At 68.9% G+C, this 15,315-nt stretch carries 13 protein-coding genes and 2 pseudogenes; 5 read left to right on the forward strand and 10 right to left on the reverse strand.

Translation table 11 applies throughout. From position 1 onward, the window contains the following. The 9 genes from ACZ7L9_RS35190 to ACZ7L9_RS35230 form a co-directional block, all read right to left on the reverse strand. Positions 1–1,650, reverse strand: a complete 1,650-nt coding sequence (locus tag ACZ7L9_RS35190; RefSeq protein WP_471421601.1) for a hypothetical protein — start codon at positions 1,648–1,650, stop codon at positions 1–3. 36 nt (positions 1,651–1,686) lie between these two features. After that, positions 1,687–2,838 (reverse strand): N-acetylglucosamine-6-phosphate deacetylase, encoded by a 1,152-nt coding sequence (locus tag ACZ7L9_RS35195; RefSeq protein WP_471421602.1) that lies wholly within the window; start codon positions 2,836–2,838, stop codon positions 1,687–1,689. Next, positions 2,838–3,761 carry a carbohydrate ABC transporter permease gene (locus ACZ7L9_RS35200; protein ID WP_471421603.1) on the reverse strand — a complete coding sequence of 308 codons (924 nt, stop codon included), beginning with the start codon at positions 3,759–3,761 and terminating at the stop codon, positions 2,838–2,840. The genes ACZ7L9_RS35195 and ACZ7L9_RS35200 overlap by 1 nt, the downstream gene beginning before the upstream one ends. Then, positions 3,758–4,705 (reverse strand): carbohydrate ABC transporter permease, encoded by a 948-nt coding sequence (locus tag ACZ7L9_RS35205; protein WP_471421604.1) that lies wholly within the window; start codon positions 4,703–4,705, stop codon positions 3,758–3,760. Before ACZ7L9_RS35205 ends, ACZ7L9_RS35200 begins: the two co-directional genes overlap by 4 nt. Next, positions 4,702–5,991, reverse strand: coding sequence for an extracellular solute-binding protein (locus tag ACZ7L9_RS35210; RefSeq protein ID WP_471421605.1), 1,290 nt, complete (start codon positions 5,989–5,991; stop codon positions 4,702–4,704). The genes ACZ7L9_RS35205 and ACZ7L9_RS35210 overlap by 4 nt, the downstream gene beginning before the upstream one ends. Positions 5,992–6,034: 43 nt before the next feature. Next, positions 6,035–6,886, reverse strand: coding sequence for a Gfo/Idh/MocA family protein (locus tag ACZ7L9_RS35215; RefSeq protein ID WP_471421606.1), 852 nt, complete (start codon positions 6,884–6,886; stop codon positions 6,035–6,037). Between the two features lie 4 nt (positions 6,887–6,890). Beyond that, a complete protein-coding gene (locus tag ACZ7L9_RS35220; RefSeq protein WP_471421607.1) occupies positions 6,891–7,919 on the reverse strand; it encodes a Gfo/Idh/MocA family protein in 1,029 nt (342 codons plus the stop codon). A gap of 71 nt (positions 7,920–7,990) precedes the next feature. Then, the gene (locus tag ACZ7L9_RS35225; protein ID WP_471421608.1) at positions 7,991–8,998 is read right to left on the reverse strand and encodes a Gfo/Idh/MocA family protein; all 1,008 of its coding nucleotides are present in this window, start codon (positions 8,996–8,998) and stop codon (positions 7,991–7,993) included. 75 nt (positions 8,999–9,073) lie between these two features. Continuing rightward, positions 9,074–10,078: a LacI family DNA-binding transcriptional regulator gene (locus ACZ7L9_RS35230; RefSeq protein ID WP_471421609.1), complete on the reverse strand. Its 1,005-nt coding sequence runs from the start codon at positions 10,076–10,078 to the stop codon at positions 9,074–9,076. A gap of 41 nt (positions 10,079–10,119) precedes the next feature. On the opposite strand from ACZ7L9_RS35230, the gene ACZ7L9_RS35235 reads away from it, so the two are divergent. The 3 genes and pseudogenes from ACZ7L9_RS35235 to ACZ7L9_RS35245 all read left to right on the forward strand — a co-directional run. Further along, positions 10,120–10,923, forward strand: a complete 804-nt coding sequence (locus ACZ7L9_RS35235; protein WP_471421610.1) for a glucosamine-6-phosphate deaminase — start codon at positions 10,120–10,122, stop codon at positions 10,921–10,923. A 297-nt stretch (positions 10,924–11,220) separates the two neighbouring features. Further along, positions 11,221–12,675 carry a glycoside hydrolase gene (locus tag ACZ7L9_RS35240; RefSeq protein ID WP_471421611.1) on the forward strand — a complete coding sequence of 485 codons (1,455 nt, stop codon included), beginning with the start codon at positions 11,221–11,223 and terminating at the stop codon, positions 12,673–12,675. 334 nt (positions 12,676–13,009) lie between these two features. Further along, a pseudogene (locus tag ACZ7L9_RS35245) lies at positions 13,010–13,287 on the forward strand (short-chain fatty acyl-CoA regulator family protein); the annotation flags it as partial. 530 nt (positions 13,288–13,817) lie between these two features. Here the strand turns inward: ACZ7L9_RS35245 and ACZ7L9_RS35250 are convergent. Further along, entirely contained in the window at positions 13,818–14,495 is a 678-nt protein-coding gene (locus ACZ7L9_RS35250; RefSeq protein WP_471421612.1) for a DedA family protein, read from the reverse strand. A 181-nt stretch (positions 14,496–14,676) separates the two neighbouring features. On the opposite strand from ACZ7L9_RS35250, the gene merB reads away from it, so the two are divergent. Together merB and ACZ7L9_RS35260 are read left to right on the forward strand one after the other, a co-directional pair. Next, a complete protein-coding gene (gene merB / locus ACZ7L9_RS35255; protein WP_471421613.1) occupies positions 14,677–14,991 on the forward strand; it encodes an organomercurial lyase in 315 nt (104 codons plus the stop codon). Next, a pseudogene (locus ACZ7L9_RS35260) lies at positions 14,901–15,128 on the forward strand (Mu transposase C-terminal domain-containing protein); the annotation flags it as partial. The gene merB and the pseudogene ACZ7L9_RS35260, both read left to right, overlap by 91 nt. Positions 15,129–15,315 lie beyond the last annotated feature (187 nt).

The following is a 15,315-nucleotide window of genomic DNA, read 5'->3' on the forward strand; positions in this document are numbered from 1 at the left end:
TTACTCCTGCGGGTAGGTGACCCCGCCGCCGCCCTGCACGGAGGGGAGGATGAGCAGGCTCTGGTAGTGGTGCATGGCGACGCCGGCGAAGTACTGCTCGTCCGCTGCGTAAGCGGCGTAGACCTTGTCGAGCTCGGCTTCCATGTAGGTGCGGCCTTCTTCCCAGAAGGTGACCGTTTCCGGGTCGCCGCCGCCGGTGAGGTCCTTGGTCTCGACGCCGATCACCACCGATTCCGGCTTGCCGATCTGGCGGGCGTAGGCGACCTCGTGGGCCGCGCGTGCGGTGATGCCGTTGGGGCCGTCGGCGCGGTCGACGTAGTCCATCAGCGAGACGTAGTCACTGAGGTCTTGCACGTGGTCGCTGAGCGGGGCGGTCTTGCCGTGCCAGGTGACGGCGGTGCAGCAGGGAGCGGAGGAGTCGAACCAGCTGGGGACGGCGGGCCCGAACAGCAGCGGCTGGCCGGAGGCATCCCGTAGGTGGACGAGCTCTTCCAGCAGGTCGAGCCAGACGACGGGGATGTTGCCCGAGCCCTCCTGCTTCCACTGGGGCAGGATGTAGGGCTCGATGTCGACGTTCACGCCGTCGAAGCGGGCGTCCTCGGGAGCGGCCAGGTTGTAGTCGAGGACCTTTTGGAACTCGCGGACGGCGTGGTCCTGGTACTGCGGCAGGACGCCCAGATAAGGCGGGGTGGTGCCGGCGGCGATGACCGCCTGGACGTGGTAGCCGCGGCCGCGTGCCCAGCGGATGAACGAGGCCACCTTCGGGCGTGCCTCGCGCAGCATGTCCTTGCCCTGATAGTCGTCCACGCCAAGGTAGAGAGTCCTGACCGGGTCGGAGCCGGGGAAGGTGGTGGTGTCGTCCATCATCTTCCCGAGCCGGTCGCGGGCGGCGGTGTCGAACACCGCCGGGTAGGAGTTCTGCTCCCACACCCACATGGCGCGGTCCTGGTCGTAGGTGTGCCGTGGGGCGGGCTTTGCGCCGCCGAGCGAGACGTAGGTGGATGTCGAGGTGCCGACATGGCCGCGCAGGTCGGTGGCCCGGGCCTCGAGGCCGACGAACCCGGGGGTCAGGGGGCGCACGTCGAGCAGCGCCGTATACCGGTTCGGCGAGCCGGGGATGCGCGACGCCGGCCGCCAGGAGCCGCCGTTGGCCCGCACCTGCACGCCGCGCACCCCGTTCTTGGAGGCCACCTCGACGGTGGAGCGCAGGGCGGTGCCGTGGAGCTTGTCGGACATGCGCGGGGAGACGATCTGCACGTCCGGCTTGGCGGCGGCGGGGTTGCGGACGTTGACCGAGAGGAACGGGGACCACTGCGTGTACAGCGTCTGGGCGTTCTTGCCGTAGGCGGCCAGGCCGAGGGCTCCGTCCTTGTCGCTGATGTCCACGGTGGCCGACCAGGTGCCGTTGCCGGCGTCGGTGGTGACGGGAATGGTCTGCTGTCCATCGACGACCAGCTTCAGGCCGCTGGTCTCGGCGTAGTGGCCGTGCACCGTCAGCATGCGGCCGTGGACGGCGGCCCCGTCGACGGGCGAGTCGATGGAGATCGTGGGTGTCGTGGCTGCTTGGCTGGTGCCGACCGGCACCAGCCAAGCAGCGGTCGAACACGCAAGGGCCAGTCCCAGGCCCCAGAGTTTTCTGCCTCTGCGCACGGTGATGCTCCGTTTCTGTCGGTGGGAAGAGCTGGTTCAGAGCTGCGGGTTGTGGTCCGCGCTGTAGACGGTTGTGCCGGCGACCACCGTCTGAAGGACGCGGAGGTCTTCGTCCAGAAGCACCAGATCGGCGGCTGCGCCGACCGTCAGGGTGCCCCGGTCCGCGAGGCCGGCGATCTCGGCGGGGTTGGACGCCGCCAGCGTCAGGAGGTCCTCGTCACGCAAGGGGGTGTGCGTGCGTGCCCAGCGCACGCAGTCCAGCAAGCAGGCCGCCGACCCGGCCAGGAGGTTGCTGCCGGCCAGGAACAGGCCGCCGTCGTCGGTGACGCTCACCCGCCCGCCGACCGCCGTGGTGTATGTGCCGGGCGGGGATCCCGCGAGGGCTGCCGCGTCGCTGACCAGGAAGGAGCGCCGTATCCCCTTGGCGCGGATCATCGCGGTCAGGGCGTCGGCGGGCAGATGGTGTCCGTCGGCTATGAACCCGGCGGACAGCCGGTCGTCGGCGAGTTGCGACCAGATCTGATTGGGGTGGCGCGGCAGCAGGGACTGGATGCCGTTGCCCAGATGAGTGGACAGCGATGCCCCGGACGCCGCCGCACGGTGGATCTCACCGGGCTCCGCCGCACAGTGCCCGATCGACACCATGACACCGGCGCGCGTTGCGGCCTCGATGTACGCCGCCGTGCCTGCCCGTTCGGGCGCCAGGGTCACGATGCGCAGCAGCCCGTCGGAGGCGGCGACCCAGCGGGCCAGCTCGGCGGTGTCGGGGTCGCGCAGGTACCGCGCGTCGTGGGCGCCGCGTGCCCCGTCCGCCGCGGACAGACAGGGCCCTTCGACGTGGATGCCTGCGATGGAGTGGGCCAGCAGGGGGTCGGTGCGTACCGCGGACGCGATGGTTTCCAGCGCGTTGACGATCTTGCCTTCGCCGGCGGTGATGACGGTGGGGAAGAACGTGGTGGTTCCTGCCGCCCACAGAGCCCTGGTGAGACGGCGGACGGTGTCGACGGTGATGTTGTCGGCGTTGATGTCGTGGCCGCTGTAGCCGTTGACCTGGAGATCGACCAGGCCGGGGATCAGGAAGGGGATCCGGCCGGGCTCGTGGTGCTCGTGGTGTTCGACCGAGCGGATGCGCCCGTGGCTGTGGGTGAGGACGCGGGCCGTGCGCCCGCCGAGGAGCCGCCCGTGCATCAGCCCTTGACCGCCCCCGCTACCAGGCCCGAGCTCATCCGGGAGTGGACCGTCATGAACAGGGCGATCACCGGTACGGCGATCAGGGTGGAGCCGGCCATGACGCCGCCCCAGTCGGTGGCGGAGGTCTCGCTGCTGAAGCCGCGCAGCCACAGTGGCACCGTCGCGTGGTCGGTCTTGGTCATGACAATGAGGGCCAGGTTGTATTCGTTCCAGGTGTGCAGGAACGCGAAGACCGACGAGGTGATCAGCCCCGGTCCCAGCAGCGGCAGGGTGATGCGGAAGAACGCACCGACCCGGCTGCAGCCGTCGACCATGGCCGCCTCTTCCAGCTCCGCGGGGATGTTGTCGATGAAGCCGCGCAGCAGCCACATCGTGAACGGCACGTTCCCGCCCAGGCACAGCAGCGACAGGCCGGTGACGGAACTGAGCAGGTTCCAGTCGTCCAGCATCCGGAACTGCGAGATGAACAGCGCTTCGGCCGGCAGCATCTGCACGACGATCACGAGCATGACCAGTGCGCCGCGGCCCTTGAAGCGGAACCGGCTGGCGGCCACCGCTGCCATGAACCCGAAGAGCACGGCGAGTACGACCACCACCGCGGTGACGGCGGCGCTCATCCGCAGCGCCGACCAGAACTTGTCGTCCTCAAGGACCCCGGAGAAGTGCTCGAAGGTGCCCGGGAAGGGCACGAACTTCGGGGTGAGGCCGAACAGTTCGGACGTCGGCACGAACGCGGTGTTGACCATCCAGTACACCGGAAAGACCCACACCAGGGCGGCCAGGACCGCGAGCGCGTTGAGCAGGGAGCGCAGACGGGCGCGTCGGCTTCGGGTGCTGGTTCGGGGCCCCCGCCCGCCGGCGGGCGGGGGAGGGGTCCGGGCTGGGCGGTCGCTGGTGCGGGCCACTGTGGATGTGCTCATCGGTCCGCCGCCTCCTTTTGCTGCTTGAGCAGCGTGGCGATGTACTTCCAGGTCAGCAGCAAGGTGAGGAGGAGGACGAGGGTCGCCAGGGCGGAGGCGACACCGTAGTCGCCCTGGCCGATGCCGAGCCGGTAGACGGCGGTGCCCAGCAGGTTGGTGTCCTCGGTGGAGCCGCCGCTTTGCTGCAGCACGTAGATCTGGGTGAACACCCGCAGGTCCCAGACGATCTGCAGGAGCCCGACGATCATGATGACGGGCAGGACCAGCGGCAGGGTCACGCTTCTGAAGCGGCGCCAGGCGGAGGCCCCGTCCAGGGAGGCTGCCTCCATGACCTCGGCCGGCACCTGGCTCAGTCCCGCGTAGCTCATGAACGCCACCAGTGGGACACTCATCCAGATCACGATCAGCGCGGCCACCGTGAACAGGCCCATTGGATCCGCTGTCCAGGCATGTCCCTCCATCCCGGACATGCCCAGATGGGACAGCAGCCAGTTGACGACACCGTAGCGGCTGTCGAACAGCCACTGCCACACGGTCATGGTGACCATGACGGGCATGGCCCACACCAGGAGCAGGCAGACCTGCAGCACCAGGCGGGCCCACCGGCTGATCGCGGTCATCAGCACGGCCAGGCCCACTCCGGCCACCATGGTCAGGCTCATGCAGACCAGGCAGAACAGGATGGACCGGGCGAGGACCTTGAGCATCGCCGGGTCGCTGAGCACGGTCTCGTAGTTGTCCAGGCCCACCCACGCCGGCGGCTGCCCGAACTGCTGGCGCAGCCCGAACTCCTGGAAGGACATGACGAGTTGACGGGTCAGCGGATAGCCCAGGGCCACGATGACGGCCACGAACACCGGCGCCGCCAGAAGATAAGGCGTCACAGGGGTGCTGCGCCGGCGTCGGCCGGGCGGCGCAGACGCGCCCTTCAGGTCGGTGGTCATTTCTTGTTCAGGATTTCCTCGATCTTGCCGTCCGTGGCCTTGGCCAGCTTCTCGGCGGATCCGCCGCGGGCCAGCTGCGCCCAGAAGTCGGCCGGGGTGTTGTTGCCCTGGACCACCGCCCAGTTCTCCGCTGCCGGGGTGAGCACGGAGGTGGCGGCGATCTGCTGCTGCAGCCGCCCGCTGGCCATCCCCTCAGGGACCGCATCGGCGTAGGCGGTGTTGCCCGGAATCCAACCCTGCGCGGCGACCTTGGTCTGGAACTCCTTGCTGTAGATCAGCTTCAGCGCGTCCTGGGACAGCGACTTGACCTGTGACTTCGCCGAGATGCCGACGCTGGAGCCGCCGGAGAACGAGTGGCCCATACCGCCCGGCTCGACCGGCGGGATCGCCATCACTGTGGTGTTCTTCTTCATTTTCGCCGAGATGTTCTGCTCGGCGAAGGTACGGCCGGACATGATCGCGACCTCGCCGTTGTTGTACGGCACCCAGGGCGCCGCACCCTGCTCGGAGGAGTCCTGAGCTCCCAGCGCGGCGGTCTTCCACAGCTGCTGCAGCATGGCGAACCCGGCCTTGGCCTGGGGAGTGTTCAGCGTGCCCGTCCAGCTGCCGTCGGAGTTCTGCTTGGCGTAGTTGACGCCTTGGGAGAAGATCCATGCCTCCATGAAGTGGTTGTCGGAGGCCGGCAGGTAGATGCCCTGGAAGTTCTTGCGCTTGTCGGGGTTGGCCGCCTTCACCTTCTGCGCGGCGGTGACCAGTTCGCCCAGCGTCTTGGGCTGAGCGACGTGCGCCTTTTCGAACAGGTCGTTGCGGTAGTAGATGACGCTCGCCCCGCCGTAGAGCGGCAGCGCATACTTCTTGCCGCCCGACGTGCCCGCCTTGACGAAGCTGGGGATCAGCTTCTTGCCACCCAGCTCCTGATACATGGGGCTCAGGTCGGCGAAGGCCCCGATACTGGCGAAGGTCGACGCCGTGGTGTTGCCGATCTCGACGACGTCCGGCGTTTCCTTGTCGCTGGCCATCGCGGACTGCAGTTTGGCGACGATGTCGTCCCACTGCTGGATCTCGATCTTGAGGGTGGAGCCCGGGTGCTGCTTCTCGAACTGGGACTTGAGGTAGTCCTGCGCGGGCTGCGGGATCGAGTCCTTCATGAACCACACCCGCACGGTGCCCTTCTTCGGGCCGCCGGACAGTGAATCGCTTCCGCTGTCAGAGCCGGCGGAACAGCCGCCCACCAGCAGGCCGGCGGCCGCAGCCACCGCCGTCGTCCTGACAATCTTTGCGTCCATAGCTGGTCTCCATCGGTGGAAAGTGGTGAGTGGACGTGCATGCCTACAAAGCGGCGCGGACCTGCTCCAGGACAGTGATCGGTGCCAGCAGCGTGTCGGCGGCCAGCGGCGGTGTGCCGGTCTGCAGCATGTGCAGGAAGACCTTCAGGCCCGGCTCCACGTAGTCGGCATTCAGCTCGATGTCGCGGCTGACCAGCCCGTGCCGGCCTACGATCTCGGCGTGGAACGGCACCCGCCCGGCTTCGGTGGGGGTGACCATCTGCAGCGTGACCAGCACGCCTGCTGTGCTGCGGTAGCGGGCCACGACGGTGCCTGCCGCCCGTTCCACCCTCACCGGTCCCGGCTTGCCCGGGGCCAGGCGCTGGGCGAGGTCGGCGGCATGAATGCCGTAGAAGAAGATCCCGCTGTGTTCGCTGTCCGGGTCGGCCGGGCCGGTCACGGTGACCGTCTGGATGTCACCGATGCCGGCGGCGGCCTCCGCGACCCGGTCGGCGTCGGGCACCCACCGCACTGCCGAGTACGACGTCATCGGCGCCGCACCGCGGTCGGCCGCTTCGATGATCGCTATCGCGTCCTGGGTGCTCGCGGCCAGCGGCTTGTCCACCCAGACCGGCTTGCCGGCCTCCAGGAACGGCACTGCCTCCGCCCGGTGCGCGGCACCGTCGCGGTTGGTGACGATCAGGGCGTCGACGGAGTCGATCAGCTCGGCCGAGGTCGCCATGACGGGCAGGTCGCCTCCCAGCGCGGCCAGTTCCCGGTTGCGTGCGTCGTCGGGGCCGACGAGGGCGACCACCCGTACCTGCTGGGAGATCCGCTTGACGTTGAGGTAGTGGAGGATCTCTTCGGCGTGGCTGTTCTCGGTGCCGACGATCGCGGTGCGCAGCGTCTCGCTCATGGTTTCAGACCTCCTGCAGGGCGACGGGACGGCCGGTGCGAGCGGATTCGTAGACGGCCAGGACGACCGCGAGCGAGCGGCGTGCCGCCGCGAGCGTGACGGCCGGTTCGCGGCCGGTGCGGATCGCGGCCACGAAGTCCTCGTACTGAGCCAGGTGCGCGTGGTCGACCAGGCTCCAGCCCTCGTGCAGTGGCACCTCGGACGGCGGCAGCGCGGGGGCGTCGTTGTCACAGGAGTGGAAGTACTCCAGCCGGTCTTCGGCCATCACCGCGGTACCCCGGTCGCCGTGGACCGACAGCCGAACCGGCAGGCCGGGATAGGCGGCGGTGCTGGCCAGCAGCAGTCCCACCGCACCGTTCTCGAACCGGATGGTGGCCGCTGCCAGGTCCTCCACCTCGATGTCCTGGTGGGCCACCCGGCCGGTCTGCGCGCTCACCTGCACCGGCTTGCCCAGCATCCACAGCAGCAGGTCGAGGGCGTGGATGCCCTGGTTCATCAGCGCACCGCCGCCGTCGACCGCGGCCGTGCCACGCCAGTCACCGGAGTCGTAGTACGCCTGCGGGCGGAAGAACGCCGACTCGGCGATCCCGGAGGTGGTGCGGCCCAGCCGTCCCGCGTCCACGGCGTCCTTGATGTACGCCGCCGGCGGCTGGAAGCGACGCTGGCTGATGACCGACACCGTGCGGCCGCTCCGACGCTGGACGGCAATGATCCGGTCGGCCGCGTCCAGGGTGATATCCACAGGCTTTTCGATGAGTACGTGCTTGCCCGCGTTCAACGCCTCGATCGCCGCGTCCGCGTGCAGGGCACTGGGCAGGCACACGGCTACTGCGTCGATCTCCTCGGCGGCGTACGCCTCGGCGGCGCCGGCATAGGCACGTGAGCCGTGCTCCTTGGCCAGGGCCGTGGCCTTGTCCAGGTCGCTGTCGATGACGGCAGCGAGCTCGGACTGGGGATCGCTCTCGCAGAGCGTGCTGATCAACCGGGCATGTACGGCGCCGATGACACCGGCGCCCACCAGGGCGAAACGCATGGCTGTTCCATCACTTTCGAGAGGCACTGGGGGTATGCGCGGTTCACGCACAGGGCGTCAGAGGGAGGGAGTCAGAGGGAGCGGGCCGGGTCCGCCGACCAGGCAATGCTCGTGCCGCCGGCGTCGGCGGACTGCTGGGCCAGCAGCGCCAGCCGGGTGGCCAGCAGACTGTGCCGGGTGGAGATGGCAGGAACCTCACCGTGCGTCAGGGCCCGCAGGGGCAGTTGGGCGGGCCGAAAGCCCTGGGGCAGCGCGACGTCGTGCGTGGCGTGCTCGTCGGTGGTCACCACCAGACGGCGGCGGGCCCACAGCAGTTCGGCGGTGCCGCGGGTACCGACCAGCCGCATTTGGTAGTCGCCGTGCACCGTAGAGGCCGCCGGGGTCATCCAGCTGACCTCGGCCGTGACCAGGACACCTGCGTCGGCGAGGGTCGCGACGCCGTAGGGGGCGAAGTCCGTCGTCCCCGGCACCGTGCCGGCGACGTTGCCGCGCACGGTGCCGGTGGTGAGGTCGGTGAAAAACAAGGCGGCATCGATGTCGTGGACGACCAGGTCGGCCAGGATGCCTCCGTAGCGGGCCCGGTCGAAGAACCACGCGGGCCGCTGGGGCCGGTTGAGCTTGTGCGGCGCGGAGGACAGCACGCCGGTGATCTTCCCGAGTGCGCCCGCCTGCACCAGATCGAGCGCGGCGAGCGTCTCCGGGTAGTACCGCTTCTCCAGCATCAGCACCACATGACGTCCGCTGCGCTGTGCCGCCGAGGCGATGGCATCGACCTCGTCGAGGGTGGTGCACAAGGGCTTGTCCGCCAGCACATGGCAGCCGGTGTCCAGTGCGTCGACGACGATCCGGCCGCGGTCGCCGTAGACGCCGGCCGTCACGACCACATCGGCCCGCACTTCATCGAGCATCCGGCGGTAATCGGTGAAGACTCGCGCCCCGTGCGGAGCAGCACACTTCTCGGCCAACTCGCGCCAGGCATCGGCGACGGCCACCAGTTGCAGTTCCGGGGACCGGCTCACTTCGTCGAGCACATAGTCGACATGAGGATGGGCTGCGCCTGCAACGGCGATGCGTGTCATGGCCGGAACTGAAACATGCAACCGTTTGCATCGTCAATGGGGGTGCGCGGAGGAAGTTCTGCCGTAACACATTCGTCACCGGGGCGCGGGTCCCGTGGTGGCGCGGATGACCAGGTGGGTGGCGATGGTCAGCCGTTCCGGTTCCGTGCGCCCTGCCTCCAGCATGCGCACCAGGAGGTCGGCGGCTGCGGTTCCCGCGGCGGCTGATGCGGCGGACACGCTGGTCATGGCCGGTGTGGTGAGCGCGGCCAGCGTGTCGTCGCAGCCCATGAGGCCGAAGTCGTCGGGCACGGTGATACCCCGCAGCTCCAGGCCCGCCAGCACCCCCTGGGACACTACGTCGTCGAAGGCGACCGCTGCCGTCGCCCCCGATTCCACCAGCGCGGACACCGCGTCCCGGCCCGCCGTATAGCTGGGACGTCCGACCTCGATGATCTCGACGTGCATGTCCGCGTCGTCGACGGCCTGCCGGATGGCCACCCGGCGCTGCTGGTCGGACCAGGAGTCGCGCGGCCCGGCCAGGTAGGAGATCTTGCGGTGTCCCAGCCGTTTGAGGTGCAAGACCCCCTCGATCATCCCGCCCGAGGAGTCGATGAGCACACGGGAAATTCCCTCGATGTCCCGGTTGACCAGGACGGTCGGGCGGCTGGCGGCCAACTCCCGCACCACCTCTGCCTCGAGCCGGGAGGAGGCCAGGATGAACCCGTCCACCTGCGGGCTGAACCGGGCGGCCAGCTTGGCCTCCCGGGCGGCGGACTCATCGGCGTCCCCGAGGAACACGGCCAGGTCGGCCTGCTCGGCCCGCGCCTGCACCGTGCGCACCATGGGCGGGAAGAACGGGTTCGCCACGTCGGGCACGACCATCGCGATGTTGCCGAATCGTCCGGTCGACAGCGCCCGTGCCGCATGGTTGCCGATGTAGCCAAGGCGCTCCGCGACGGCCCGCACGTGATCGACGGTCTCGCGGCTGAGCAGGTCGGGCCGCGTGAAAGCGCGCGACACCGTGGAGCGCGAGACCTCGGCGGCGAAGGCCACGTCGCCGATGGTGATTCCGGAGGAGGAGCGTGGGCGAGTCGGCATGCGCACACCTTACGGGGCGATGCCTCTTGACGTGCAAACGGTTGCACTCCAGACTCCAGGGCATGCCACCAAACGACCTTGATGCCGGGCTGAGAGTGTTCCCGGACAGGCAGGCGCTGGGCGAGACGGCTGCCGAGGAAATAGCGCACCGGCTCCGCCTGATCTTGGCCGAACAGCACCATGTCCGCATGATTTTCGCCGCGGCGCCCAGCCAGGCCGAGACGCTCGCCGCCCTGATCCGCCGGCCGGGCATCGACTGGAAGCGCGTCACGGCCTTCCACATGGACGAGTACCTCGAGCTGCCGCCTGAGGCGCCGGAACGCTTCGGCAACTGGTTGCGCGCGGCCCTCTTCGATCGGCTCCCCTTCGCCGCTGTTCACTACATCGACACGACCGGTGCTGAGACCCCCGAAGCCTCCGCCGGCCACTACGCAAAGCTCCTGCTGGAACACCCGATCGACATCGTCTGCCTGGGGATCGGCATGAACGGCCACCTGGCCTTCAACGACCCGCCCGTGGCAGATTTCACCGATCCCCAGGCAGTCAAACCGGTCTCCCTCGACCAGGCGTGCCGCGAGCAGCAAGTCGCTGACGGCTGCTTTCCCGCGCTGGCTGATGTGCCCTCGGCCGCCATCACGGTCACGATCCCGACGCTGATGAGTGCCGCCCATCTGTTCTGTATGGTTCCCGGCGCACTGAAGGCCAACGCGGTACAGGCGACGATGCAGGCGCCCCTGAGCACCCGGTGGCCCAGCACCATCCTGCGCACTCACCCGTCCTGCACCATCTACACGGACGTTCACGCGGCCGCACTGCTCGACCAGGGCGTCCGCGCCGCGCAGTAACGTCCCTCGCGTGCCCGGCCTTTGGGGCGGCCGGGCCTGCTGTACAGGTCCCTCGGATCCCTGCCTGTGCCCCTGCCGTGCACGGCAGGGGCACAGCCGGTGCAGACGCGCGGCCTCGTCGGTGTGCCGACCGCGCACGTCATCGCGTCCTGCTCTGCAACGGGCAGGGCCGTGCTGCCCCGTATACCGCCTCCCACGTTCAGGAGACTGGTTGTGCCTGTCATCCCCTTCCCCCGCCCGCGTTCGATGACTACGTGGTCGGGTGGTGCCGCGTTCGATGCACCTGTGGTCGTGTCCATGGACGATTCCCTGCCGGCCCAGGGCTACCGGCTGCACACCAGCCCGGCAGGCATCTCCCTTCACCACCGCGACACAGCCGACCTGCGCTATGGGCTGCAGACCCTCGACCAGCTGCGCGCCGCCCCGGACTTTCCCGAGACGGGCTACGAGATCGCCGACCACCCCGACTTCGCCGTCCGAGGCTTCCTGCTCGACATCAGCCGCGATCGGGTCCCGACCCGCCGCACCCTGGAGCGGTGGCTGTCCCTGCTGTCCCTGGCCCGCTTCAACCAGCTCGAGCTCTACTGCGAACACACCTACGCCTACCGGGACCACCAGGAAGTCTGGCAGGACGCCTCCCCGCTCGCCGCCGAGGATCTGCGATGGCTCGACGCCCGCTGCGCGGCGCACGGCATCGACCTGGTGGCGAACCAGAACACCTTCGGCCACATGGAGCGCTTCCTGGCCCACGCCGCCTACGCGCACCGGGCCGAGAACCCGGACGGGTTCGAGCGCGGCGGCGTCCACCGTCCGCCCAGCACCCTGGCGCCCACAGCGGACAACGCCGCGTTCGGCACAGGTCTGTTGGAGGAGATGACCGGCAACATCCGCACCAAGCGCATCAACATCGGAGCCGACGAGCCGTTTGAACTCGGCACCGGCCACTCCCGCGAACAGACCGCCCGCGACGGCCTCGGTGAGGTCTACCTCACCCACCTCGAGCGCATCATGCATCCCTGGCTGGATGCCGGGTACACCGTGCAGTTCCGGGCCGACGTCTTCACCGCCCACCCCGAGCTGATGGACCGCGTGCCGCAAGGAGCCGTGCCCGTCATCTGGCAGTACGACTCACCGCGGCAAGCCGCCGACGTCATCGCTGCCGACACCGAAGAGCTCAGCTCCTGGCAGCGCACGGGCGCGGACGTCGACCAGTTGCGCGACGGCTTCCGGGGCCGGGCCAAAATGCTGCGCGAGGCCGGAATCGCGTTCTGGGTCGCTCCTGGCGCCGGCAACTGGAACTCGCTGATCGGCAGGCTCGACAACGCCGTGGAGAACATGGTCGACGCGGCGGAGGCGGGACTCGAACACGGAGCCGAGGGCTACCTGCTCACCTCCTGGGGTGACCAGGGCATGTGGGACCCGCCGTCGATCACCTTCGGCCCGGCCGTCTTCGGCGGCGCCGTAAGCTGGTGTCTTCAGGCCAATCGAGACGTTGACATCGCCGCCGTTCTCAACGACCACGTGCTGCGGAACCGTACTGGACCGCCTCGGCCGTATCGCCCGCACCCTCAACCCCCCGCTTCTCAACGCCTCCCCGCTCACCCGCGCCCTGCTGCCGGACCGTACCTGTCCCATGCGAACCTACCCGTTGCTGCAGGACCTCGACGTCGCCGCCGCAACGCTCGCCGCCTGCAGCCGCGATCTCACCGCTGCCGAGCCCGCCGCCGGCGACGGCGATGTGCTGCTCCGTGAACTCGACCACGCCATCGCCCTCGCGCAATTCGCTGTGCGCCTGCTCCGGGCCCGCGCGGGGGCACGTGCCGAGGCTGCCGGGATCGACCCCACCACAGCCCACCTTCTGCTCCGAGAACTCGAACCACTCCTGGCAGAGCAACGTTCCTGCTGGCTCCTGCGCTCCCGTCCGGGAGGTCTCGATGACAGCATTGCCCGCTTCGACCAGCTCCGGAACCAGCTGCAACTGGCTGCCCAGCAATGACGACCACACCTACGACACGTATTACCTCCGGCACAGGGACGAGGCGTTTCAGCGGAGCTTTTCGAGGTGGATGGCACTGCTTTTCGAGGACTGTGCGGCGTCCGCTTCTCCTTCGTCCACGTCGGCAACATGTCCAAACGTCAGTCGGCGACCGGCTTCCACTTCTTCCGCTGCGGCGGCACCTGCCCGCTGTGGAACGCTACGAAGCATTCGCCGCACCCGGTCGCATCCACTTGCCGCCGGCATGGGCTTCCGCGTCCGCGATCGCCTCGACTGGCCGCAACGCCCAGCGCCGCCGCTCGGTCCCCCTGCGCATCGACCCGAACGCCGGCACGCTCGTGCCGTACCCCGTGGCTGACAAAGCCTGAGGAGATGGATGTGGTCCTGTCCTTGCCGATAGCCCCGTCTGCGCAGGTCATGCGGCATGCTCGTACTCGCGGAGAATGCTGCCGAGGCGATCGGATCGTCGTATGTCGAGGTTCGTGAGCTGCGCCGGAGTGCTCATCCATGCCCCCATTCCACCTCCCGCGTCCCAGAAATCTGGACCACCGCGCCGACCCCGCGTACCAGGCCGACACCACGGCACTGATCGGCGAGGAGATGCTGCGCCGGCTGAACCGGCTGTTCGACAACACCTCGGGCGCGCCGAGAAGCTCAAGGTCGGTCAGCGCGCGCGGCCTGCCGACGGGCTGCCCGCCGTCGGTTTCGTCACCGATACCGCCCGGGTCTATCCGGTGGCCACCCACAGCGGGATCACGCTGGCACCGCTACTGGGCAAGCTCGTCAGCGGTGAACTACTGAAGGGCACCCGCTCCCCATTGCTCGAGAGCGAGGGTTGTCGGCATGTTGGCGCAGGTCGCTGAAGCCTGCAGCACCGGCTCTCGGAGAGGCGGATCGGCTATTCGCCCTGCCCCGGCTTGTCGTCTCCCGGCTTGTCGTGTTCACCCTCGCCGGTGGGCTGCCGGCGCCGCCGCACGTGCCACGCGATCAGTGCTGCGATCACGACGGCGGCGAGGAATACCGCGATGACCCGGCCGACCTGGTGTTCGACCTTGGTGTAGGCGCTGCCCGCGAAGTAGCCCAGCAGCGTGAAGCCGATGCCCCAGGCCAGGCCGCCGAGGGCGTTGAAGGGCAGGAATCGGCGGTAGGGCATGTGGGAGATGCCGGCCAGGGCGGGCATCATCGCGCGGAAGAAGGCGATGAAGCGACCGAAGAACACGGCGGCGGCCCCGCGGCGGCGGATCATGTCCTGGGCCTTTTCGACGCGGTCGCGGTGACGGCGAAGCGGGCGGGTTTCCAGAATCCTCGGGCCGAAGTGGTGGCCGATCTCGTAGCCGACGCTGTCTCCGGTGATGGCGGCTAGGACGACGGCCAGGGCGAGCCAGTAGACAGAGACCTTGCCCTGACTCGCCAGGACGCCGCCGACGACCACTGCGGTCTCGCCGGGCAGGACGAAGCCGACGAACAGGGCGTCCTCGCAGAAGACCAGGGCCGCCACGACGGCGTAGACCACGGGACCGGAAAGGCTGCCGAGCCAGTCGGTGATCGTGTGCATCCGCCATCCACCCTTCGACATGCGGAGCCCCTCGCTGACTGCCCGCCAAGGGAGAACCGAGGTCAAACGCTACAGGGGTTGACCGGTCACGGCGGAGCCAGCGGCGCGCGCCTTGCCGTGCTGCCAGCCCACCGGGTGAGCATCGCAGGGGACGAGGTGTGGTGGATGTGCGCCATCGACGCGCTAGGTGCATTGCCCGGCGATGCTGGACGCGGACGACGTGATCCGTTCGCCCGACCCGGTTCGCGAGGCGCGGATCACCGTCACCGCCACCCGTGGCCGGCTGTGGTGGGAACCGGCGACCGCGGTGGCCTTCGTCGTCCACCGCTCCCGCCAGGGACCAGCGGCATCGGCGTCCTGCGACGCACTGAACTTCATCACCGACGCCGCCGAACGCCCGGACGTGGGCCGACCGGCACCCGGATGCCCCTTCGGGAGGCTGTCCTGGCGGCGCTGCGGGCGGCGGTGGTGCGCGAGAAGCCGTGCGGGCCGCAGGGCGGCCTGCCGGAGAAGGTGAGGGTGGACCGGGGCAAGGACTTCCTGTCAGCGACGGTGACCGCCGCGTTCAATGCCCTCGACGTCATGGTCGAGGACCTGCCCATGTACACCCCGCACCTCAAGGGCACGGTGGAGGGCCTGAACCGGGCGGTGGAGCGAGGTCTGACCTGCACTACCTTCGGCCGAGGGGGCGAACGGACGGGCCCCCGTCCCACTCAACCGCAGATAGCTGCCCCTAGAGTCAATACCGGTGTTTTAGTGCTGCGTCCGTGGGGTTGGGGCTGTTTTGGTGGGCTTGGCAAGGACGACGACGGGGGTGTCCGGGCGAGGCGGATTGTTGTGT

This window comes from Streptomyces sp. NPDC111516 (genome assembly GCF_055635345.1).